Below are 22516 nucleotides of genomic sequence, written 5' to 3'. Positions count from 1 at the left end.
CGTGCGCAGTCGCCGTGCCCGCGAAAATCCGTGAATGGGGGAGGAGGGCGAAAACCGCCTCCGATGTGGAGGAAAAGTGGGCCAATCCCGTGAAACCCGCCCAGGATACAGGGTGCACCGTCCTGCGGAGCCTAGTCTGTCGTATGTGTGGCGACGTGAAGACAAGGCCGCGGCAGACGCGGCAGTGGCTGCCGCGATGACGATCGGCGACCAGCAGGGCGACCCCGGATCCGTCGCGGTCGCACACATCGCCGACGCCGAGCGCACCCGCCTCCGTGCAGAGGCCGCCGATCTCGGCGGACGCTCGCCCCTGTTCACCTATCGGGACACGGTCGAGGGCGGCATCGACATCTCCAAGGCCCACCCGGGGAGCCTCCCGCAGTTCATCACCGGGAAGTCGACGCTGCTGTCGAATCTCTTCCGCGACGAAGTAGGACTGCGCACCGCGCGGATGGCGGCCGAACGGATCACGGCGAAGAACACCGAGCTGCGCACCGTGCGCGGGATCGACGCCGTCCACCTCGCCGTCGGCATCGCCGGCTGGCGCATCGGCGGCGCGGACTTCGCCGCCCCCGTCCTGCTGCGCCCTCTCGCGATCCGCCGCCACCACACGGACTACGAACTGAAGCTGCAGGGCGCCTTCATCGTCAACCCCGAGCTCGTGCGCGTCGCACGCGAGCACTTCGGGATCTCCATCGACGCGGAGGCTCTGGCGGCCCTCGCCTATGACGGCGGGATCTTCAAGCCGCAGCCCGTCATCGACAGGCTCCGCGCCGCGACCGCCTCGATCGACACGTTCACGGTGCTTCCGCGGCTCGTCGTGTCGACGTTCGCGGACGTCGGCGCCTCCATGTCGCGCGACAGTCGCACGCTCGACCATCAGCTGCTCAACGCGCTCGCCGGTCACGCGGACGACCGGGAGCGGGTCACCGCATCCCGGCCCCTGCCTCAGGTCGTCGGACCGGACGAGCGCGCTCCCGCATCCGACACGCTTCTGCTGGACGCCGATGCGGAGCAGGAGTCGGTGCTCGCGCGGATCTCCGCCGGCCACTCCCTCGTCGTCTCGACTCTCCCGGGCACCGGTGGCACGCAGACCGTCATCAACGCGCTCGGTGAGCTCGTGCGCGCGGGCAAGCGCGTCCTCGTCGTCTCGGCGCGCCGCTCGACGCTCGACGGCGTCCGTCACCGTCTGAGTGGGATCGGCCTCGACAGCCTCGCCGTCTCGCCGGGGAGCATCCGTCGCGATCTCGTACGCGCGATCGGCCGCAACGAGAAAGCGGTCGCGCCGAAGATCAGTGAGGTCGACGATGCGCTCGTGCGCCTCCGCAACGTGCTGCTCGACTACCGCCGAGCCCTGACCGCTCCGGTCGACGGACTCGGCGTGACCATCCTGGATGCCACGCGACAGCTCACCCGGCTCGCGTCCCTCCCCACGCCGCCGTCCACCACCGCGCGACTGAGCACCGAGACGCTGCGCCGGCTGGCAGGCGACCGCACCGCCGCGGCTGCGGCACTCGTGCAGGCCGCGAAGCTCGGCGAGTTCCGTTTCGGTCCAGACGATTCCCCCTGGTACGGGGTGAACTTCCGCAGCACGCAGGATGCCCGATCCGCGCACGACCTTGCCGGACGCCTGCACGGCGAGAGCGTCCCCGAGTTGCTCGAGCGCGGCTACGCGCTGATCTCGCAGACCCGGATGCGCCCGTTCGCGACGATCGATGAGCTGGGGGAGTACCTGCGGCTGCTCGAGGGCATCCGCGACTCTCTCGACAGGTTCAGCCCCACGGTGTTCGAGCGGCCGCTCGGTGAACTCATCAAGGCGCACGGTTCTCGCCGCGACTCCCCGGAGATGTCCGGAGCCAACCGCCGCCGGCTGCGCCGGCTGGCCAAGGAGTACGTGCGCCCCGGCGTGCACATCACCGAGATGCACGAGGCGCTGCTGCGCATCCAGCAGCAGCGCACGCAGTGGCAGCGGTTCGTCGACGCGGGCGTCGCCCCGGAGGTTCCCCTCGGGCTCGGCGAGGTGTACGCATCCTGGGAGCGGGTGACGGCCGAGCTCGCGGAGCTGGACGCCGCGCTCGGGCGCCGCGAGCCGCTGGCGACCCTCCCGGTGGAGCGTCTCGTCCGCACTCTCGCCGGCCTCGCCGCCACCTCCGATGTCTTCGACAACCTCGTCGAGCGCGCCACGATCCGCGACGAGCTCGCCACTCTCGGCCTCGAGCCGCTGCTCGCGGAGCTCTCCGTGCGCCACGTCCCGGAGGACCGCGTGGCCGACGAGCTCGAGTTCGCCTGGTGGCAGTCCCTGCTCGAGCGGTCGCTGCAGGACGAGCGCGCCCTCCTCGGCGCGAACACGGCGGTCGTCGACCGCCTCGAACGCGACTATCGCCTCGTCGACGAGGCGCACGCGTCGATGGCGGGACCTCTGCTCGCCTGGCAGCTGGCGAACCAATGGCGCATCGCGATCGTCGATGAGCCGACCGAGTCGCAGAACCTCCGCAGGGCGCTCACCCAGGGCACGCCGACGACGGCGGAGATCGTCTCGGCCGCTCCCACGCTGATGAACGTGCTCGCACCCGCCTGGATCGCCTCGCCCTACCTCGTGCCGGAGATCCCCGACTCCGTCGAGTTCGACACGGTCCTGCTCGTGGATGCCGCGGCCATCAACCTCGCGGAGGCGGCCCCTGCCATCCGCCGGGCCCGCCAGGTCGTCGCATTCGGCGACCCTGTGACGCAGCGGCCCACCCCGTTCGAGATGGCGGTCGACCCCGGCGACGACTGGGAGCCGGAGGTGCCGTTCGACGAGACCTCGGTGTTCGAACGCCTGGCCGAGTTGCTCCCGGTGATGACCCTCACCCGCAGCTACCGCGCCGGCGGCGAGGACCTCGCCGAACTCATCAACGACGCCTTCTACGGCGGCGAGATCGTGTCCCTGCCGTGGGCTGGCTCCTACCTCGGCCGTGGAAGCCTGACGGTCGACTACGTCGAGGGCGGCGTCGGAGCACCCGATCCGATCACGGGCGCCGTCGAGAGTCCCGATGCCGAAGTCGCTCGCGTCGTGACACTCGTCGTCGAGCACGCGGTGCACCGCCCGTCGGAGTCGCTCATGGTCATCACCGCGAGTGCCCGTCACGCCGAGCGGGTGCGCGCCGCCGTCACGACGGCCTTCGCCGGTCGATCGGACGTCGCCGATTTCGTGGGCAGGGACACCGCCGAGCCGTTCGCGGTGCTCACCCTCGAGGAATCGGTGGCGGAGAGCCGCGACCGCGTCATCTTCTCCCTCGGCTACGGACTCACCAAGCACGGCCGCGTCCTCAGCGACTTCGGCGACCTGTCCACCCCCGACGGTGAGCGACTGCTCACGGTCGGGATGACCAGGGCGCGGCGGTCGATGGTGCTCGTGTCCTCGATCCGTCCCTCCGCGTTCGACGACGGACGCCTCGAGCACGGTGCGTCCACACTCATGTCGATCCTCGGCGGACTCGCCACCCGAGGGCGCGAGTCCCGCTTGGAGGATCTCGCCGACCCGCTCACGCTCGCTCTGGCCCGTGAGCTGCGCCGCATGGGCGCCTCCGTGGACGTCGACTACCGGGGGCTTTTGCCCCTGGTGGCCCAGCACGGCGGCAAGGCGGTCGTCATCGAGTCCGACCCCGAGACCCGCGGGGAGTCGCTGCGCGAGACGCTCCGGCTGCGGCCGCACGTGCTGCGTCGCCTGGGATGGCATTACGTGCGCGTGCACGCCTTCGACCTCTACAGCGACCCGATCACCGTGGCCTCCCGTATCGCGGCCGTCCTCGGGATCGCACCGGACGCGGTGCGGGCCGACACCGACACGCAGCCGATCGACCTGCCGGGCGATGTCTGACCGGGAACAGGACGAGGAGGATGTCGCGGGTGCTGCGCGCCAGCGGATCGTCCGCCTACCCGGCAGCCGCCGCGCCCGCCTGACCCCTGCTCCGGGAACGGATCCGTCGCCGGACGTCGCCGAGAAGCCCCCGCGTCCTCGGCCCTCAGGGCCGAACGATGAGCGACTGCTCGGCGACGTCCCGCCGCACTACTGAACGTCGGCGCTGAGGGAACCCCGGCCCGCGCCGGTGTCCTTGCGCAGCAGGTCGCGGATCTCGATGAGCAGCTCCTGCTCGCTGGGAAGCGTCGGCTCCTCGACGGCGGGGTTCTTCGCCGCCTGGCGTTCCTTCCACTTGTTCATCGGCATGACGAACACGAAGTAGACGACCAGCGCGACGGCGAGGAAGCTGATGATCGCCGTGATGAGACTGCCCAGCGGGAAGGTGACCGACTGCCCGTAGATGCCGGTCAGCGTCGGACCGAAGTTGCCCGAGTCATCGGGCTGGTAGAACAACGCGACCAGCGGCGTGATGATGCTGTCGACGACTGCGGTCACGATCGCCGTGAACGCACCGCCGATGACCACCGCGACGGCGAGGTCGATGACGTTGCCCTGGGCGATGAACTCCTTGAACCCCTTGAACATGGGAACCCCCGTAGGTGTGATCGGACCTCAGTTCGAGGCCGGTGCCGACGCGGGGGCCGGTGTGGCACTCGTCGACGACTCCGTCTTCGATGATGCCGAGGAGCGGCTCTTTTCGCCACCGCCACTCCGGGAGTCGGTGCGATAGAAGCCTGAGCCGTTGAAGGTCACGCCGATGGACCCGTACTGCTTGCGCAGGGATCCACCGCACTCGGGGCAGAGCGTGAGGGCGTCGTCCGTGAAGCTCTGGACGGCGTCGAAAGCGTGGTCGCACGAGGTGCAGGCGTAGGCGTAGGTGGGCATGTTCGTATCCCGCGGGTCAGGGTCGCGACTGCGACAGGTCGAGGGTCCGGGTGGGCGTGACGACGCCGGTGACCGGCTGATCGTGCAGCTCGCGCGGAAGGGAATCGAGTACTTCGGAATCATAAGTCACCGCGTACACGGGAGGGCAGTTCTCCATCGACCCGATCGTCTTGTCGAAGTAGCCACGCCCCCAGCCGAGCCGTGTGCCGTCGGCGTCGACGGCCGCGGCGGGGATGATCATGAGATCCACGTCGTTGACGGCGATGGGTCCGAGCACTTCACCTGTCGGCTCTGGCAGGCCGAACATGCCCTCTGCGACATCGTCGGAATCATTCGCGACGGCCCAGTCGAGCAGTCCGTCCGCGCGCGTGATCGGCAGCAGGACCCGGATGCCGCGCTGCACCGCAGCAGTGATGAACGCGCGGGTGTCCGGCTCCGTGGTCGTCGAGAGGAAGCAGGAGATCGACTTCGCTCCATGCGCGGCCACGAGTTCCTCGAGCTGTGCGGTCAGACCGGATGCCGCATCCTCGCGCTGCTGATCGGACAGCAGCTGACGACGCTCGCGGAGATCGGCACGGAGTGCGCGCTTGGCTTGTTCGACGTCGGGCGACATGCTGCGATTCTACGTGGCGGGGCTTCCCGTCAGCCCCACTAAGCTGGGCGGATGGGTAAGCACAAGATGAAGGCAGTCATTCCGGCGGCGGGCTTGGGAACGCGCTTCCTTCCCGCGACCAAGGCGATGCCGAAGGAGATGCTTCCTGTCGTCGACAAGCCGGCCATCCAGTACGTGGTCGAAGAGGCGGCGTCCGCGGGCATCGACGACATCCTCGTCATCATCGGCCGCAACAAGAACATGATCTCGAACCACTTCGACTCCGTGCCGGAGCTCGAGGTGAAGCTCACCGAGAAGGGCGACATGCAGCGCCTGGAGCGCGTCATGAAGTCCAGCGATCTTGCTGACATCCACTACCTGCGTCAGGGTGAGCCCAAGGGTCTCGGGCACGCGGTGCTCCGTGCGAAGACCCACGTCGGTGACAGCCCGTTCGTCGTGATGCTCGGTGACGACCTCATCGACGACCGCGACGAACTCATCACGACGATGATCGCCGAGCACGAGCGCACCGGCGCGACCGTCGTCGCGCTCATGGAGGTCGCCCCGGAGCACATCCACATGTACGGCGCCGCGGCCGTGGAGTCCACCGGCGACGACGACATCGTGCGCGTGACGGGACTCGTGGAGAAGCCCGCACGTGAGGACGCACCCTCGAACCTCGCGATCATCGGCCGCTACGTGCTGCCGGCGTCGGTGTTCCCGATCCTCGAGCGCACCGAGCCGGGCAAGGGCGGCGAGATCCAGCTCACCGACGCGCTCCAGGAGCTCGCGGCGGACCCCGACGGTCCCGGCGTGGTCGGCGTGATCTTCCGCGGACGCCGCTACGACACCGGTGACCGCGTCGACTACATCAAGGCCATCGTCCAGCTCGCCAGCGACCGTGAAGACCTCGGCGCCGACCTGCGTCCGTGGCTGAAGGAGTTCGCCGAGAGCCTGTGAGTGCTCGGGCTGCGAGGATCGCATGGACTTCCTGCAGGGGCTTCGTCACGGATCGGTCGAACTGAGGCTGGTCAGGGCGCGTGATGCGCGCACCCTTCAGCGGGAGCTCATGGAGAACCGCTCCTGGCTGCAGCGCTGGGAGGCGACCGTCCCGAACGGGGCGGTCGGGTTCGACATGCGACTGAGCATCCGGCGTCTGCTGCAGCAGTACCGCGACGGCGGGGGATACCCGTTCGTGATGCTCCACGACGGGGAGATCGCCGGTCAGCTGAACGTCTGGGGCGTCGCCCGTGGTTCCCTGAACTCGGCGACGATCGGCTACTGGGTCAGCGAGCGCTTCGCCGGTCGAGGGATCACGCCGACCGCCGTCGCGCTCGCGACGGACGCATGTTTCCGGGACTACGGACTCCACCGCATGGAGATCTGCATCCGCCCGGAGAACGAGGCGAGTCTGCGGGTCGTGCAGAAGCTCGGGTTCCGGTACGAAGGCCTCCGACGTCGGTACATCCACATCGACGGCGACTGGCGGGATCACTACGCGTTCGCGTTGACGACGGAGGATGTCCCTGAGGGCGTCCTCGCGCGCTGGGTCAGCGGCAGGGCGCCGCAGGATGCCGCCAGCATCCCGCCGTCGGACCGTCTCTCCATCTGAACTCGGGCGTGTCCGTCCCCGATCGGGAAAGAGGCGTGCGACACGCGCCGGGAGTGGAGCTCGCAGCGACCGCTGTCGCATACCGTTGAGCCTATGAACGGGCCAGTGCTGAGTGGGGGCGTCATCGTCCTTGTCGCGGTGCTGCTCTGGATGCTCTATCTGCTGCCGTCCTGGCGCGGGCGTTACCAGTACAACGCCGCAGAACGCAACGCCGTCCGTCTGAATCAGGCGTTGCGCGTGCTCGCTGAGACGAGCGAGGCGCCCGAAGAGATCCGTCTCGAACTCAATGCCCGCACGGCTCTCGCGCAGCAGCGTCTCGCCAAGCGCGTCCAGGCGGAGCGGGAAGCGGCGGAGCTCGAGAAGCTGCGCGCTGAACTCGCCGCCACGCGGGCCGATCCCGTCATCCGACAGGCGCGTGCGCGCCGTCGCGTGCGTCTGACCGCCACCGCCGCGCTGCTGATCGGTCTCGCGCTCGCGGGCCTCGGCGCGTGGCAGGTCGTCGTCGGCGGGGGACAGATCCTGATCTGGGCAGGCGGCGCACTCGCGGTCGTGGCGACGATCGCACTGCAGAAGATGGCATCCGTCGCGCGACGGGCGGCGCGTCGTCCCGTTGCGGAACCCGTCGTCGAGTCGTCTGCACCGCGCGTCTCCCCGCCGCTGCACGACCAGGGCCGTGCGTCGTGGACGCCACGTCCGCTGCCCGCACCGATGGCCTCTGTCGCCGGTTCGCTGGCACAGACCGCGCGGGCCGAGATCGACGCCACGGAGGAGATGCGCCGCGCCGAACGCGTCGCAGAACTCCGCCGCCGCGCGGCCCAGATGGCTCCGGCCGCTCCCGTCGCCCTGCCCACCCCCGCGGCTCCCGCCGCGGAGGCCTCGCCGTACAGCCGGATGGGCTTCGTCGACGACGAGGAGATCGAACAGCACGTGCGACAGATGCTGCAGCGTCGCGCCGCCGGCTGATGGTGGCCACGGTGCGTCGCGGCTCTCGGTCGTGATAATCTAACTGAGGTTCACGGGCCTATGGCGCAGTTGGTAGCGCGCCTCGTTCGCATCGAGGAGGTCAGGGGTTCGAATCCCCTTAGGTCCACTGACAAGACGCTCGATCGGACATGCGAAAGTGTTTCTGATCGGGTATTTATTGTCGATCATCGGTGCCCGGTTGCGACGCGCCGCGGGCATCGGTCCTGGTGGCTTCGTGGCGGTCGTCGCATCCGCCGCCTTGTTCGTTGCCGCTCACGTGTTTGCCGCTCCTGTCCGACAAACGTTGTCGTGATTCTGTCGCTCGTGGGTCTCGTGTGCGGGCTGCTCGTCGTCTTCACCGGAGGGATCTGGCACGTCATTCTCGTGAACAACGTGGTCGACGGCACCGGCGTGATGCTCATCGTGGCGGGGGCTCTGCTGGGTAGACGTGCGGTGTGGAAGGCTCACGTCCGCGGGGGGCCAACCGAATCGCGCAGAATGATCGTGGCGGGAAGGGTCAGCGAATCGGGGCGATCGTGCTCACCGCGCATCTGAACGATGAGCTTCTCCACGGCGGCTGCGCCAAGGTCGTAGACGGGGCGAGCCACTACGGAGAGCGACGGCGTGAGCAAACGCGCCCAGCTTGGATCGTCGAAAGCGACGATCGATACATCCGTTCCGACTTCAAGACCCAGTTCGTTGCAGGCATCCATGATTGCGAGTGCGGTCTCAGCGTTCGCGGCTAGCACCGCGGTGGGACGTTCCTCGCCAGAGAGTAACCGGATCGCGTTCGTCTTCGCCTCGTTGTGATCGGGATCTGTATAGACGAGGTGGTTGTCAGCGAGCTGCAGCCCCGCGTCAGCGATTCCTTCCAGCAGGCCGCTGACCCGATCATGCATCGTCGAGACCGCCTGCTTAGAGTCGTATGGCAATAGCTTGCCACCGAGCTTGGAAGTGGTCGTCAGCATCCCGATTCGCGTATGCCCGAGTTCGGAGAAGAGCTTCGCCGCCTCGCGTGCTGTTTCGCGGTCCTCAGTGGACACCACGCAGGCCGGAACATCCTCAGTTCGCCGGTCAAGAAACACAAGGGGCGCGACGAGATCACCACCATTCACCAGATGGTCGTGGCCGGTACGTGAAGACGTGACGACGATGAGGCCGTCCACCCGCTTATCGAGCAGAACACGCACCGCGTCTGCCTCGGCCGTAAGGTCCTCATCAGTATTGAGAACGAGAGTGTGATACCCGCGTTGTGCCGCAGTTCGCACGATGGCAAGCGTGGTTTGCTCGAAGAACGATCCGCTGATATCGGCAATGACAAGGCCGATCGTTGAGGTGCGGCCGCTTCTCATCGAGCGAGCAACCTCATTCGAGTGGTAGCCGAGTTCTTGCGCTGCGGCGCGGACACTGGCCGCTGACTTCTTCCCGACCTGGCCGTAGCCACCAAGCGCTCGGCCGGCGGTGGCCGTGGAAACACCGGCAAGTCTCGCGACGTCGACGATCGTCGCACGATTAGCTCTCATGCCACTCGAAACGGTCTCGTCTTGCATCGTTGCTCCTCCGGAGTTGACACGTTACCTGACTCTATGCAGAATAAAGACTCAGAACTGAGAACGTTCTCAGTCTGCCAAAGCACACGATCACTCAAAGGAGAGCCATGAAAACTACACGATTCGCCGGCATGATCGCTCTGTCCGGCATCGCGATCGCTTCTCTCGCCCTGACGGGCTGCAGTAGCAGCGGGGCAGCGCAGAGTGGCGATTCGGATGCCGATGGCGATATACGAGTCGCCTTCATCGCGGGCATCACTTCGGATCCGTTTTTCCGTGCTATGCAACTCGGCGCGGAAGAAGAAGCAGAAAAGCTCGGTATCGAACTGAGCTGGCAGGGTAGCCCCTCCGAGTACTCCGCTGAGTCACAGATCCCCTTCGTGGATGCGGCCCTGGCCGATGACGTCGACGCTCTCATCATGGTTCCGACTGACCCCGACTCTTTGCAGGCCAGCGTCACGAAGGCAGAGGCGCTGGGCATCCCGGTCATCACCGTCGACACGACCGTTACGGACCAGTCTTATCTGACCTCGTACATCACAGGTGACAACGTTCAGGGTGGTGCGGCCGCAGCCGCAACTCTGGCTGAACTTATAGGCGGATCCGGTGAAGTCTTCATCATGTCTGGTTCGCCGACAGCCACCACGAACACACTGCGCGAAGAAGGGTTCCGTGCCGAACTCGAGGAGAACTGGCCCGACATCGAGGTTGTCGGACGTGAGTATGCGCAGAGCCAGCCGGCCAAGGCGACCTCAGCAGTGAACACGGCGCTCCTCAACTACCCGGACCTCAAAGGCATCTTCGCCATCGACGGCACTTCCGGGACGGGCACGGTCGCGGCACTGCAAAACTCTGGCAAGGTCGGCGAGATCGCCCTCATCGGATACGACGCATACAACAATCAGGTCACCGAACTCGAGTCCGGAGTCTTTACGGCACTGATCGCGCAGGACCCGGCGCAAGAGGCGCGACTGGCGCTCCAGTACGCGCTCGCGGCGGTGACCGGTGAAGGCACCGATGAGATCGAGAAGGAGGTCGTCATCGAGAACATCGTGATGACCAAGGACAACCTGTCGGAAACCAAGAAGTACGAGTACGCCGAGTAATCACCCGGACCATCGGTATCGTCAAGGGAGCACGACAATGACCACATCAGAGACGGAGCGCGTTGATCTTTCGGCGACGCGTCCGGTAAGCCAATCGTTGGCCCGGCGATTGTTCGCGCGGCAGGAGGTGCTGCTGCTCATCGTATTCGCGGCGATGGTCATCATCTTCTCCTCTATCAACCCGCGCTACTTCTCCACGGCGGCGGCATCGAATATCCTTCAGGACTTCGCACCCGTCCTACTGATGGCCATCGGACAGACGCTTGTGATCATCACGGGTGGGATTGACCTCTCGGTCGGGTCGATTCTGGGGCTGTCTGGGGTTGTCACCGCAATGACAGCACGTGCAGGAAACGAGGCAGGTCTGCCATCAGCGACAACGATCTTGCTCGCGATTCTCAGCGGGATCGTTGTCGGGGTGGTCGTCGGCGCGGTGAACGGACTTCTCGTCACTCGGTTGAAGCTCGCGCCGTTCATTGCCACCCTCGCCACGATGGGGGCCGTTTACGGAGTCACGCTCGTGATTACGAGCGGAGTACAGATCGCAGGTGGCCCCAAAGAGGTGATCCTGATCGGGAACACCACCTACCTGGGCTTGTTCACGCTGCCGATTCTCATTGTGTTCACTATCACGGCGGTGGTATGGGTTTTCCTGGCGCAATCGCGCTTCGGCCGGTACACCTATGCGATTGGCTCCAATCCGTTCGCTGCCCGTGCCGCGGGTATCAATGTAAAGCGTCACCTGATGAAGGTGTACATGCTGAGTGGAGTTGTCGCTTCGCTCGCGGGCATTCTCGTGTACTTCCGTCTGGGTTCGGGTGCGCCGTCGTCCGGTCAGGGTGGCGAGTTACAAGCCATCGCCGCCGCGGTCATCGGCGGAGTCAGCCTCGTCGGCGGGATCGGGCGGCTGGGCGGCACCATCCTCGGCGCGCTCATCATCACCTCGGTCCTCAGCGGGCTGATCCTCATCGGCGTCGCGCCAGCATGGCAGCAGGTCGTAATCGGTGCATTGATCGCGATCGCAGTGGCTGTCCAGGGCCTCGGCGGCTCCACACGAAAGGCAGTGCTATGAGCGACCTCTACTCAGTGACGAATATCTCCAAGAATTATGGAAGCGTCGTCGCATTGCAGGACGTGTCTTTCTCGGTGAAGGCCGGAGAGGTCGTCGGTCTCGTCGGAGACAACGGCGCGGGCAAGAGCACGCTGGTCAAGGTGCTCTCCGGCGCACACATGCCCGACTCGGGAGAGATTGTCCTTGATGGCGAGCAGCGGTCCTGGAGGTCTCCGCACGAAGCTCTTCAAGCAGGAGTCGAAACGCTTTACCAGGATTCGGGCCTCGCCCCAGACCTCACTGTCAGCGCGAATGTTTTCCTTGGGCGTGAGCGAGTGCGCAAGGGCATCCTCGGCAAGATGGGTTTTCTCGCCAACCACGAGATGGATCAAGTGGCGCACGCTGATCTTGAGCGTGTAGGAATCGCTGTGCCCGCTTCCAACCGTCCGGTGGCGCAGCTTTCCGGAGGTCAGCGGCAGGCTGTTGCTATCGGACGCGCTGTGTCGTGGGCGAGCAAGGTCATCATTCTCGACGAGCCGACCAACCATCTTGGCGCCCGTCAATCGGGAGAAGTGCTTGAAGTCATCAAGAAAGCTCGGGCGAAAGGGCTGGGCGTCGTGTTCATCTCGCACACGCTGCCTCATGTGCTCGAGGTGACCGACCGAATAGTGGTGCTCCGTCTGGGGCGAGTCGTCGCCGATGCGCCGACATCGCAGTTCGACGGGGATTCTCTCGTGAAGGCGTTGACCGGCATCACCGCGTGATCGTCCGTCGGCTTGAGGGATGGTGATTTCGTGCGTCTGCAGCTGACGCTTGATGCCCCTGGAGATCTTCACACATTGAAAGTCGTGCGGCGCGAACTCGATCTCGTCGAAGTCAGCTCGACGTTGCTCAAGCGATGCGGTCTCGCCGCGATCAGCGCGGTGAAGGAGATCGCCCCTGAGCTCGTGCTCGTCGCGGGCACGCGCACGGTCGACAACGGTGTGCTCGAAGCACGAATGGCGTTTAAAGGAGGTGCCGACGCAGTGAGTGTGCTTCCGTCGGCAACACGGACGGCACAGGCCGCCGTGCATGACATCGCTGAAGAGTGCAACGGATGGGTGCTTGTGGATGCCTCGGCAGGTTCCGATACGACAGCCGCAGTTCTGCCATTCCCATCAACGTTCTCTCATATCGCCGTCAGAGCCGACCACCCTCTCTCGCAGACAAGTGAGCGGCAACGGCGCCTGGAAGTCTCCGTACTTCTGACGCAGCCGCGACGCCAACTGGCCGAAACGCTGTCCACCCGGCCGGACATCATCGCGGTTCGTCCGTCTGCCATCGAACGAGACTATGAAGGAGAAACACAATGGATTCGCCGGCAACTCCGCTAGATACTCCCTGGCTCGCAGCGGGGAAGGAGCTCACCGAACTGCTCGCACAGGTCGACACCGATCAGTTCCACGCGGTCCGCACCGCCATTCAAGAACCCGAGAGGCGATGGTTCTTTTCAGGACAAGGCCGCTCGGGGTTGTCAGCCACGATGGTCGCGATGCGTCTTATGCACCTCGGGCGTGAGTCGCATGTCGTCGGGGAGGCGACGTGCCCGTCTGTGCGAGCGGGAGATGGCATCGTCTTCTTCTCGGGCTCGGGTGCGACACCTGTCAGTCTTGCGTTCGCAAGAACGGCCAAGAACGAGGGTGCTCTCGTGGTCGCCGTCACGCGGAATGCCGAGTCTTCTCTCGGGCAGATTGCCGATCTAGTCCTGGCGTTGCCGGTTGCGGGTTCGCAGCAGATGGGGGGCAACCTGTTCGAGCACGGGGCTCTCGTCGTGATGGACAGCCTCATCAACGCTGTCGGGGTGAGTGAAGGTACTGACCCGGATGAGTCACTTCGCTACTGGCACACGAACCTGCAATGACGATGGCTGAGGTCACTGTCGTCGGCGATGGAATCGTCGACATCATCAGTCGGGGCGACGCAGACGGAACCCGTCATGCCGGGGGATCAGCGCTCAACGTCGCCACGGGGCTCACGATCCTCGGGCGAACAACTGGGCTCATTTACCAGTCTGGCGCGGACGAACCAGGCGAATGGCTCGTCGAGTACTTGGAACAGAGCGGCGTTCGCCCGATTCGGTTGCTCGATGACCGAGGCACCGGCACCGCTCATGCGTATTTCCGCACGGCCGATGGCGAACCGACTTACTCATTCAATGAAGCGCTCTTGAACCGAGAGTATGTGTTCGATTCCACAGCTTCACAGGCTATTCGCCAGGCAAAAGCCGTTGTAGTGAGCGGGTTCCCTCTCGATCATGAGCAGTCCGTTGACGCGTATCTTCAGGAACTCGATCGTTCTGATGGTTTGGGCGTCATCGATCCGAATCCTCGACCAGCGATTCTGAATGACGTCGAGAAATACCGGATCGGCTTCGAGCGGGTCGCTCGTGGCTCTCGGATCGTGAAGCTGAGTGATGAGGACCTCATCACGCTTTATGGCGACGATCAGTTGGTAGCGGCACTTGTCGACAGCGGAATCGTCGTAGTTGTGACCCATGGTCGGCGGGGCGCTTCTGTTCACCTCCCAGGACAACCACCACTGCATGCGCCCGCGCGTGAACTGGCGCAACCGATGGTCGACACCCTCGGCGCCGGCGACGCGACGTTGGCGGCACTCATCGCTGGAGTTCTCGATTCAGCGTCGCTCACGGACCGGACGATTTGGGAATACTCCCTTGCTCGGGCCATGGAGATCGCCGCGTGGACGTGCAGGTCTGCCGGAGGAACTCTGCAACTCCCGAAGAACGAACTCTCAGAGCCACATCTGGAAAGGAAGTCATGAAGCTCCAACTCGCGCTCGATGAACTCTCGTTGGAAGACGCACTCGCACTAATGCACTCGGTGTCCGAACACATCGACATCGTCGAGATCGGCACACCCTTCGTGATCGGCCGCGGGATGGAGGCCGTTCGCGCGTTCGCCACCGCGTTCCCAGATAAGGAAGTCCTCGCTGACGAAAAGATCATGGATGGCGGGTACCTCGAGACAAGAATGGGTATCGAAGCTGGTGCTTCTTATGTCACCGCGCTGGCAGTTGCGGACAACGCGACGCTTGAACAGTGTCTTCGGGCCGGTAGAGAGTTCGGCGGGCAGATTGTTGCGGATCTGATCTGCGTCGACGACATCGCGAGCAAGGTCGAAGAACTCGAGGATCTCGGCGTCGACATCGTCGCGGTGCACACCGGCGTCGATCGGCAGATGCGAGGTGGTACGCCGCTATCCGATCTGCGTCAGGTCAACGCGGTTCGTCGTAATGCGCTCGTTGCAGTGGCCGGGGGAATCGACAGCACCTCGATCGACGAGTACGTGCAGGAAAACCCGGACATCGTCATCGTCGGCTCAGGGATCACGAAAGCAGAAGACCCGGCCCGAGAAGCGAGACTCATCAAGATGGCGATGCTCCGGGCCAGCATCCCGGTCGGTGTGCCGTCTGCAAGCAATCAGGTAGAGAAGGACTAATCGAATGTCAACGATCAATTACTCGGCATCGATCATGTGCGGCGACCTTGCCAACCTTGAGACGACGATTCAGGAGATCGAACGGGTCGGCATCGATGCTTTGCATATCGACATTCTCGACGGCAAATTCAGCCCGAGCATGCCGCTCGGCCTCGAGACCGTGCGTCGTGTGCGGCAAGTCACCGACCTGCCCATGGACGCGCACATCATGACGATGAACAATGAATACTTCGTCAACGAGATGCTGGATATCGGCGCAGAGAGCGTGACTTTCCATGTAGAGACGACGTTGCATATCGACCGCCTCGTGAACTTGGCGAAGAAGGCCGGTGCGAAAGTCGGCGTCGCTCTCAACCCAGCGACATCGCTGTCAGTACTTGAGTTCATCCTGCCTGAGGTCGACTCGGTCTGTCTTATGCTCATCAATCCTGGTTACGCGACAGACAAGGGTGAGAAGCAGGTGCCATACGCACTTGAGAAGGTGCGGCGACTTCGAGCCCTGATCGACGATTTCGGGCTGAACGTTGGTCTGCAAGTTGATGGGCGAGTCTCGCTCGAGGTCATCCCTGATCTCGTGCGCGTAGGTGCGACCAACCTTGTTCTGGGCAGCACGAGCTTGTTCATACCGGGAAGGACATTGGAAGAGAACAAACGACTGCTCGATGAAGCGGTTGCGGCGGGGACGGTGTCCTGATGGCGTACGCGGAAACACAGCAACGAGTCGTTGCAGAAATCGCGAGCACCATGGCGACGATCGACGAGGCAGACGTCGTTTCATTGGTATCTGCGTTGCAGGCGGCTGATCAGATCTTCTTCGTCGGCGTGGGACGGGTGAAGCTTGCACTGGAAGGCATCGCCAAGCGGCTTGCCCACCTGGGGTTGCGAACTGTTGTCGTCGGTCAGATCACTGAACCAGCAATCACGGATCGCGATCTGCTCGTCGTTGGCTCAGGCAGTGGCGAGAGCGTGTTGCCGCTCGCTATAGCTAACAAGGCGAAGCAGCATGGAGCCGCTGTCGCGCATATCGGTTCGAATCCGAACAGCTCGATGAAGCAGTATTCGGACGTATTTGTGCGCATTCCGGTGCAGACCAAGCTCGGACTGCCAGGCGAGATCGCGTCACAGCAACCCATGACCAGCTTGTTCGAGCAATGTCTGCTGCTGCTGGGGGATTCTGTGGCGTTGATGATTGTTGAGGAAACCGGTGTTGACTTGCCAGGCCTCTGGAAGTATCACGCCAATCTGGAGTGAGCGAGGTCGCTCGCAATGCGTGGGGGATCATCTCGCTCACCTGACCACAATGGTTCTGGTTTCGGGCCTTGGGACTGGGACGCAGCGTCAGGTTTCTTCTGGTCGTGAGCTCATCGAGTAAGTGAATCGGCTGGTCCTTAGGTGCCTCCCGAAGGGCAGGAGAACGATTCACGTCGTGGTCCGGGTGTCCTGCTCACCCCGTGCTCGCGAAACTGATGACGGTCTAATCGCGACGCTGGCCCTTCGAAGTGCCGTGAGCACGGTCTGCGGGTCGAAGCCGAGTCGGCGCCCGATTCGTGCGGCGGACTGCCCTTCCTCGTATGCCGAGACAGCTTCGGTGACATCCGCGTCGCTCATGCGATGCACCGTCGCGATTCCCGCTTCCGAAAGATACGCACCTGCGGTCTGACGAGTGATGCTGAGGGCCTTCGCGGCGGCCGTCACACTGCCGTTCTCCCGGTAGTGCGCGATGAGCTCCTGGACTTCGTCTGGTCGGAGTCGCTTGGCGCGCTTCTTTACGCACTGCGTGCCGGCTGCCGGACGACGTGAGCGGCGCGCCTTGTCGGCGAGCGCTCGCGGATCGGGCGCGTTTCGCACGTGTTTGGAATAAGCGTGCAGGAGGTCCACCATCCACGGAGAAGGCCCCGGGCATCCGCCCGGGGCCTTCTCCGTGCAATCCGCGCCAGTTCGTGATACGGGCGCGGCATCGCGAACCGATATGGTTGGCACAGGACGCGCACGTGCGCCCGATAACCGTCGCACTCGAAAGGTGCGGCATAGAACATGAGCCGCGAGGGGCAACGGTATGCGCAACGTCTGGCGTGTTTTCATTCGCGATCTCAAACGTCTGGGCCGAGTGCCACTGGCATGGGTCATCATCGGCGGCGCTCTCATCACGCCGTCGCTGTACGCGTGGCTCAACATCGTGGCGTTCTGGGACCCCTTCGACAACACGAAGAACCTCAGCATCGCCGTCGTCAACCTCGACGAGGGAGGGTCAACGTCGTTCACCGGAGAGGTGAATGTCGGAGACCAGTTGGTCGCGCAGCTCAAGGACAATCACGATCTCGGCTGGCACTTCCTCTCCGAGGAAGAGGCCATGGAGTCCGTCAAGAGTGGCGACAGCTACGCCGCGTTCGTCGTTCCCACCACATTCACCTCCGATCTGCTGAGCCTCACGACGGGTGATTTCACGCAGCCGAAGCTGCAGTACTACGTCAACGAGAAGCTGAACGGCGTCGCACCGGAGATCACCGACACCGGCGCGACCACCGTTCAGACCCAGATGACCGACGCGTTCACCGAGCAGGTCGCCGATGCCGTCGCCACCGCGATCAAGTCCGGTGCCGAGACCGCCGAGCAGGACCTCCTGGACACCGAGGCCAAGATCATCTCCGACCTGCAGGAGGCGGCCGGCGTCATCGCCCAGACCCGGGCGCACCTCGGGGATCTGCAGAGCGGAATCGCCGCCACTCGGGACGGGCTGAGCTCGAACACCGTCGTCCTCTCCGACATCGACGCCGCGCTCGGCGGCGCACAGGGCACTCTGGACGACGCGCACGGACTCGCCGAGCGCGCTCAGGACGAACTGCTCCGCCTCGCCGGTGAGACGGCGACCGGGAACGTGATCGGTTCAGCCGGCGTCGCCGAGGGCACCGCGGCCGCGATCGCCGCCGTCGGCCGCGTCGGATCGGCGACCACGTCACTCGCCGCAGCCGTCGACGCACAGCGCGCCATGCTGAACGAGGCCGAGACGCTGCTCTCCGGTCTCGACGCACAGCTCGAGAAGACCTCGGCTGCCCTCGGCAGCCTCGACGCCGACCTCGCCGCGGTGGAAGCGGACATGGGACTCGCCGTCTCCGACCTCCGCGCCCTCGGGGGAGCGGCGCTGTGGCAGGAGCTCGAGGCGGTCACGACGCTGAACCCCGAGGAGATCGCGCAGTTCATGTCCACACCGGTGGAGGTGAAACAGCACACCATCTTCAAGACCAATGACTACGGGTCTCTCATGGCCGCGCTGTTCATCAACCTGTCGCTGTGGATCGGCGCGTTCGTGCTCGTCGTGATCCTCAAGATCGAGGTGGACCGCGATGAGATCCCCGACCTGACGGAGCGGCAGAGCTACCTCGGTCGATGGCTGCTGTTCGCCTCCATCGCGATCATGCAGGCGATCACGCTGAGCGTCGGCAACCTGCTCATCGGGGTCCAACACGTCAACGCGTTCGCGTTCGTCATCACACCCGTCCTGATCGGGCTGAGCTACCTCAGCATCATCTACGCGCTCTCGGTCGCCTTCGGCTACATCGGCAAGGGGCTCGTCGTGATCCTCGTGATCATGCAGATCCCCGGTGCGTCCGGCATCTATCCGATCCAGCTCATGCCGGAGTTCTTCCAGTCGCTGTACCCATTCTTCCCGTTCACGTACGGCATCGATGCCATGCGCGAGGTCATCAGCGGGTTCGCCGGGCTGGCGTACTGGCGATACATGGGGACGCTGCTGCTGTTCGTCGCCCTCGCCTTCTTCCTGGGGCTCGTCCTCCGACGCCACGTCAGTAACCTCACCCGACTGTTCACGCGACAGGTCGGCGCGACGGAACTGTTCACCACCGAAGACGGGGCACCCTCGGGCGAGGGGTACCGCCTCAACCACCTGCTGCGGGCGTTGGCGAACCGCGCGAGCTACCAGGACCGGTTGGCCAAGCGGGCCCTTCCGTTCGCGCGTTCGTACAAGAAGGTGCGCGCTGCAGTGGTCTCGGTCGGTCTGCTCGGCATCGTCGTTCTCGCGGTGCTGGCGATGATCTTCTCCGACGACAAGATCACGTTCGTCGGTTTCTGGATCCTCTGGCTGGTGATCGTGTTCGCCGCCCTGGTGACACTGGAGTACATCCGCTACAGCCTGCGGCTGTCGACGGAGGTGGGCAAGATGCCCGAAGCAGAACTGCGCCGTGAACTGGCAGAACTGGAGGCGCGTCGATGAAGGGCATCTGGGAGCTGTTCCGCAGCGATCTGCGCCGCGCGACCAGCAATGTGATGGCGATCATCGTCCTGTGCGGACTCGTCGTGATCCCCTCCGCGTTCACCTGGTTCAACGTGATCGGCAGCTGGGAGCCGTTCGACAACACCAAGAACCTGAAGGTCGCGGTGGCGAGTGTGGATGAGGGCTACACGAGCCCGCTCATCCCGCTGCACGTCAACATCGGCAACACGGTGGAGTCCGCGCTCCGGGCGAACGACCAGCTCGACTGGATCATCACCTCCAAGGAGGAGGCGATCGCCGGCACCGAGTCAGGGGAGTACTACGCAGCGATGGTCCTGCCGAAGGACTTCAGCGAGCGGATGCTCACCTTCTACACGGCGGGGTCCCAGCGCACGCAGATCGAGTACTACACCAACGACAAGTCCAACCCGTTGGCTCCGCTGATCACCAGCGAGGGCGCCGACGACCTGTCGGCGAAGATCAACGCCGAGTTCACGCAGGAGCTCAGCAACATCGCCCTCAGCCTCGTGGAGTCGCTCGCCGATTCGTTGAGCGACGCGGAATCCGAGGCGGCGTTCGTCCGCATCGAAGCGCAGGTCAGCCAGGTCGGAGCGCAGCTGCGATCGGCCGCCGGGACCGCGACGATGTTCACCTCCCTGATCGAGGCGAGCATGCCCCTGGTCGAGGGCGCGTCCGGCCTTCTCGGCACCGTCGAGTCGGAGTTCACCGCCGCCTCTGGCAAGGCACAGGAGGGCATCGCCGCCGCCCTGGATGCGGAGAACGCGATCGAGGCTGCCGCGCAGTCGCTGACGGCGGCATTCGCGGCCAGCAGCGATGAACTCGGACGGTTCCAGTCGCAGGTCGACCGGATCTTCTCGACCGTGAACGATGACGCCGCGGCGAGCGTGTCGATGATCAACCAGATGGGCGGCGACCTCGCCGACCTCATCGCGAAGCACGAGGCGCTGCGCGACCGACTCATCGAAGACCTCGGACCGAACGTTCCCGAGGAGGAGCAGGAGGCGTTCGACGCCCTCATCGCCGGCCTCGACGCCGCGATCGCTCAGGAACAGGCGCTGCAGTCCCGACTGGACCAGGTCGCATCGGACATCGCCGCGGGCAACGACGACGCGCAGCGGTTCCGCGGTCAGATCGACGAGCGGATCCAGGGTGCCCAGTCGGCTCTCGCGAACGCGAACGGGGTCTACGCGAACGACCTGAAGCCCGTCCTCGACCAGCTCGCGGCCACCCTCACCGCGGCGGGTAACACGCTGGGCGGAATCGCCGGCGAGGTGTCGGGGGTCTCCGGCGCCACCGACGGCGTGATCTCCCTTCTGCAGAACGCGGCGCAGGACAACGGCGAACTCGCCGATGCGCTCAGCGCGGCCGCCGACGATGTCGACCGCGTCGAGCAGATGCTGTCGTCGGCCATCGACTCCGGCGATCTCAGCCAGGTCGGCAAGATCATCGGGTCCAACCCCGCCATCCTCGCCAAGGCTCTCGCACAGCCCATCGGTGTGGAGCGGATCGCGGTCTACCCGGTCGTCAGCTTCGGAGCGGGGATGGCTCCGCTGTACACCGTGCTGTCGTTGTGGGTGGGGGCGCTGCTCATCTCCGTGACCTTGCGGGTCGATCCGCCGAACCGGGCGTTCAGCGGCGGTCCTCGACTGACGCTGGACCAGCAGTTCCTCGGTCGCTACGCGATCTTCGCCCTGCTGGGCCTCGCGCAGAGCACGCTGGTGTTCCTCGGCAACATCCTCCTGGTCGGGCTCGACCCCGTCCATCCGCTGCTGTTCATGCTCAGCGGATGGATGACATCACTGGTGTTCACGTTCATCATCTACACGCTGGTGGTGTCGTTCAGCGATGCGGGCAAGGCACTCGCGGTCTTCCTGCTCGTCATCCAGGTGGCCGGTGCGGGCGGCGCGTATCCGCTCTCGCTGCTTCCGACGTGGTTCCAGAACGTCAGTCCGTTCCTGCCGGCGACGCACGCCATGGACGCGTTCCGGGCGGCGCTGGCCGGCATCTACCACGCCGACTACTGGGTCTCGCTGGGGTGGCTGCTCGTGTTCCTGGTGCCGATGCTGCTGCTGGGCCTCGTGCTCCGCAAGCCGCTCATCGGGGCCAACGAGAAGATGGAGCAGATGCTGCAGTCGACCAAGCTCATGTGAGGCGCGCGGCGCAGCCCACGGGGTGCGCCGCGACCTCCCTGAGCGGTGCCGGCGGATCAGGCCTGCGGCTGACCGGCATCCGCGATGATCTCCCCGACGACCTGCGCGTCGAAGTGGAACACGAGATCGTCGGGCGTCAGCCGCTGCATGAACGGCACGACGCGCACGCGTCCGTCGTCGATCGTCACGACCGACCCGCCGAATCCGTTCACCGCCGACTCCTCGGCGGGATCGCCGAAGGCGACGGAGAGGTTGGTGACGCCGGGGGCGACGGTGATCGGGACCCCGCGGACGAACTCCGTGACCGGCAGGTGGTAGTGGCCGCTGAGGATGACGCGCACGTCCGTGCCCTGCACGAGGTCGACGAGCTGCTCACCGTCGGCCGCATCCAGCGCCAGCGCCTGCAGGAGGTCGGTCTGTGCGGGTATCGGCGGGTGATGCACGACGACGACGGTGCCGTGTTCGGCCGGGTGCTGCAGGATGTCGCGCAGGAACTGCTTCTGCTCGTCCTCGAGATCGCCGTAGCCGACTCCCGGCACCGAACTGTCGAGCACGACGATGCGCCACCCGTCCTGCGTGACGACGGACGCCACCGGTCGGTCCGCCGCGCTCCCTGACAGCTCCTGCTCTTCGGCATCCGGCTGTCCGCCGCCGAACACGGCGCGGAACGCCTCGCGACGGTCGTGATTGCCCATCGCGAACACGATCCGCGCTCCGCGTGCCTGCGCCCACGGTTCGAGCTGTGCGCGGATACGACGATAGGCCTCCTCCGATCCGTCCTCCGCGACGTCACCGGAGACCACGACGAGATCGAAGAGCAGGTGTCCGACGTGCGCGAGCGCCCGTCTCAGGTGCTCTGCCGTGTCGACGACCCCGTAGTGGCGTCCGCCGTCCTCGGAGAAGTGGGTGTCACTCAGATGCAGGATGCGCAGGCCGCTCATGCACACACTCTGCCAGACC

At 65.0% G+C, this 22516-nt stretch carries 22 protein-coding genes and 1 tRNA gene; 17 read left to right on the top strand and 6 right to left on the bottom strand.

Annotation, left to right across the window (positions count from 1 at the left end; genetic code table 11):
- Positions 1-196 precede the first annotated feature (196 nt).
- Positions 197-3859, top strand: a complete 3663-nt coding sequence (locus tag HD600_RS02310) for an ATP-binding protein (RefSeq protein WP_184284626.1) — start codon at positions 197-199, stop codon at positions 3857-3859.
- The gene (locus HD600_RS02305; protein ID WP_184281306.1) at positions 3852-4055 is read left to right on the top strand and encodes a hypothetical protein; all 204 of its coding nucleotides are present in this window, start codon (positions 3852-3854) and stop codon (positions 4053-4055) included. The genes HD600_RS02310 and HD600_RS02305 overlap by 8 nt, the downstream gene beginning before the upstream one ends.
- Here the strand turns inward: HD600_RS02305 and mscL are convergent.
- Genes mscL through HD600_RS02290 form a run of 3 tightly spaced genes read right to left on the bottom strand, consistent with a single transcriptional unit; the run spans position 4049 to position 5399 of the window.
- A complete protein-coding gene (mscL, locus tag HD600_RS02300) occupies positions 4049-4486 on the bottom strand; it encodes a large conductance mechanosensitive channel protein MscL (protein WP_144797819.1) in 438 nt (145 codons plus the stop codon). The two genes, HD600_RS02305 and mscL, sit on opposite strands and share 7 nt — an antisense overlap.
- Positions 4487-4513: 27 nt before the next feature.
- On the bottom strand, positions 4514-4786 hold the full coding sequence (locus HD600_RS02295) for an FmdB family zinc ribbon protein (RefSeq protein ID WP_144797821.1): 273 nt from the start codon (positions 4784-4786) through the stop codon (positions 4514-4516).
- Between the two features lie 16 nt (positions 4787-4802).
- Positions 4803-5399, bottom strand: a complete 597-nt coding sequence (locus tag HD600_RS02290; protein WP_144797823.1) for a 5-formyltetrahydrofolate cyclo-ligase — start codon at positions 5397-5399, stop codon at positions 4803-4805.
- 51 nt (positions 5400-5450) lie between these two features.
- Here HD600_RS02290 and galU point away from each other — a divergent pair, with 51 nt between their 5' ends.
- The 4 genes from galU (at position 5451) to HD600_RS02270 (ending at position 8080) form a co-directional block, all read left to right on the top strand.
- On the top strand, positions 5451-6338 hold the full coding sequence (galU, locus tag HD600_RS02285; RefSeq protein WP_144797825.1) for a UTP--glucose-1-phosphate uridylyltransferase GalU: 888 nt from the start codon (positions 5451-5453) through the stop codon (positions 6336-6338).
- 22 nt (positions 6339-6360) lie between these two features.
- Entirely contained in the window at positions 6361-6990 is a 630-nt protein-coding gene (locus tag HD600_RS02280) for a GNAT family N-acetyltransferase (RefSeq protein ID WP_144797827.1), read from the top strand.
- Positions 6991-7083: 93 nt separating this feature from the next.
- Complete coding sequence (locus HD600_RS02275) at positions 7084-7953, top strand: hypothetical protein (protein ID WP_184281304.1); 870 nt, start codon at positions 7084-7086, stop codon at positions 7951-7953.
- A 54-nt stretch (positions 7954-8007) separates the two neighbouring features.
- Positions 8008-8080 (top strand) — tRNA-Ala (locus HD600_RS02270).
- A gap of 337 nt (positions 8081-8417) precedes the next feature.
- Here the strand turns inward: HD600_RS02270 and HD600_RS02265 are convergent.
- Complete coding sequence (locus tag HD600_RS02265; RefSeq protein ID WP_184281302.1) at positions 8418-9503, bottom strand: LacI family DNA-binding transcriptional regulator; 1086 nt, start codon at positions 9501-9503, stop codon at positions 8418-8420.
- A 131-nt stretch (positions 9504-9634) separates the two neighbouring features.
- Between HD600_RS02265 and HD600_RS02260 the strand changes: the two genes are divergently transcribed.
- Genes HD600_RS02260 through hxlB form a run of 9 tightly spaced genes read left to right on the top strand, consistent with a single transcriptional unit; the run spans position 9635 to position 16408 of the window.
- Positions 9635-10609 (top strand): ABC transporter substrate-binding protein, encoded by a 975-nt coding sequence (locus tag HD600_RS02260; RefSeq protein ID WP_221421526.1) that lies wholly within the window; start codon positions 9635-9637, stop codon positions 10607-10609.
- A 37-nt stretch (positions 10610-10646) separates the two neighbouring features.
- Positions 10647-11681 carry an ABC transporter permease gene (locus HD600_RS02255; protein WP_184281298.1) on the top strand — a complete coding sequence of 345 codons (1035 nt, stop codon included), beginning with the start codon at positions 10647-10649 and terminating at the stop codon, positions 11679-11681.
- Positions 11678-12424: an ATP-binding cassette domain-containing protein gene (locus HD600_RS02250; RefSeq protein ID WP_184281296.1), complete on the top strand. Its 747-nt coding sequence runs from the start codon at positions 11678-11680 to the stop codon at positions 12422-12424. The genes HD600_RS02255 and HD600_RS02250 overlap by 4 nt, the downstream gene beginning before the upstream one ends.
- Before the next feature lie 30 nt (positions 12425-12454).
- Positions 12455-13033: a beta/alpha barrel domain-containing protein gene (locus HD600_RS02245; RefSeq protein WP_184281294.1), complete on the top strand. Its 579-nt coding sequence runs from the start codon at positions 12455-12457 to the stop codon at positions 13031-13033.
- Positions 13009-13560 carry an SIS domain-containing protein gene (locus tag HD600_RS02240; protein WP_184281292.1) on the top strand — a complete coding sequence of 184 codons (552 nt, stop codon included), beginning with the start codon at positions 13009-13011 and terminating at the stop codon, positions 13558-13560. The genes HD600_RS02245 and HD600_RS02240 overlap by 25 nt, the downstream gene beginning before the upstream one ends.
- Before the next feature lie 2 nt (positions 13561-13562).
- Positions 13563-14480 carry a PfkB family carbohydrate kinase gene (locus HD600_RS02235; RefSeq protein ID WP_221421525.1) on the top strand — a complete coding sequence of 306 codons (918 nt, stop codon included), beginning with the start codon at positions 13563-13565 and terminating at the stop codon, positions 14478-14480.
- Positions 14477-15157 (top strand): 3-hexulose-6-phosphate synthase, encoded by a 681-nt coding sequence (hxlA, locus tag HD600_RS02230; protein WP_184281288.1) that lies wholly within the window; start codon positions 14477-14479, stop codon positions 15155-15157. Before HD600_RS02235 ends, hxlA begins: the two co-directional genes overlap by 4 nt.
- Positions 15158-15161: 4 nt before the next feature.
- Positions 15162-15851: a ribulose-phosphate 3-epimerase gene (locus HD600_RS02225; protein WP_206706068.1), complete on the top strand. Its 690-nt coding sequence runs from the start codon at positions 15162-15164 to the stop codon at positions 15849-15851.
- Positions 15851-16408: a 6-phospho-3-hexuloisomerase gene (gene hxlB, locus HD600_RS02220; RefSeq protein ID WP_184281286.1), complete on the top strand. Its 558-nt coding sequence runs from the start codon at positions 15851-15853 to the stop codon at positions 16406-16408. Before HD600_RS02225 ends, hxlB begins: the two co-directional genes overlap by 1 nt.
- Positions 16409-16576: 168 nt before the next feature.
- On the opposite strand, the gene HD600_RS15140 is transcribed toward hxlB, so the two are convergent.
- Positions 16577-17005 (bottom strand): helix-turn-helix domain-containing protein, encoded by a 429-nt coding sequence (locus HD600_RS15140; RefSeq protein WP_184281284.1) that lies wholly within the window; start codon positions 17003-17005, stop codon positions 16577-16579.
- 208 nt (positions 17006-17213) lie between these two features.
- On the opposite strand from HD600_RS15140, the gene HD600_RS02210 reads away from it, so the two are divergent.
- Positions 17214-19385 (top strand): YhgE/Pip domain-containing protein, encoded by a 2172-nt coding sequence (locus tag HD600_RS02210; protein WP_184281282.1) that lies wholly within the window; start codon positions 17214-17216, stop codon positions 19383-19385.
- Entirely contained in the window at positions 19382-21556 is a 2175-nt protein-coding gene (locus HD600_RS02205) for a YhgE/Pip domain-containing protein (RefSeq protein ID WP_184281280.1), read from the top strand. Before HD600_RS02210 ends, HD600_RS02205 begins: the two co-directional genes overlap by 4 nt.
- Positions 21557-21612: 56 nt before the next feature.
- Here the strand turns inward: HD600_RS02205 and HD600_RS02200 are convergent, their stop codons facing one another.
- Entirely contained in the window at positions 21613-22497 is an 885-nt protein-coding gene (locus HD600_RS02200) for a metallophosphoesterase family protein (RefSeq protein WP_184281278.1), read from the bottom strand.
- Positions 22498-22516: the final 19 nt, after the last annotated feature.

This window comes from Microbacterium ginsengiterrae, from assembly GCF_014205075.1.
Taxonomy (GTDB): Bacteria; Actinomycetota; Actinomycetes; order Actinomycetales; family Microbacteriaceae; genus Microbacterium; species Microbacterium ginsengiterrae.
Note: the sequence above shows the minus strand (reverse complement) of the source record. Positions and strands in the feature narration are given on the sequence as shown.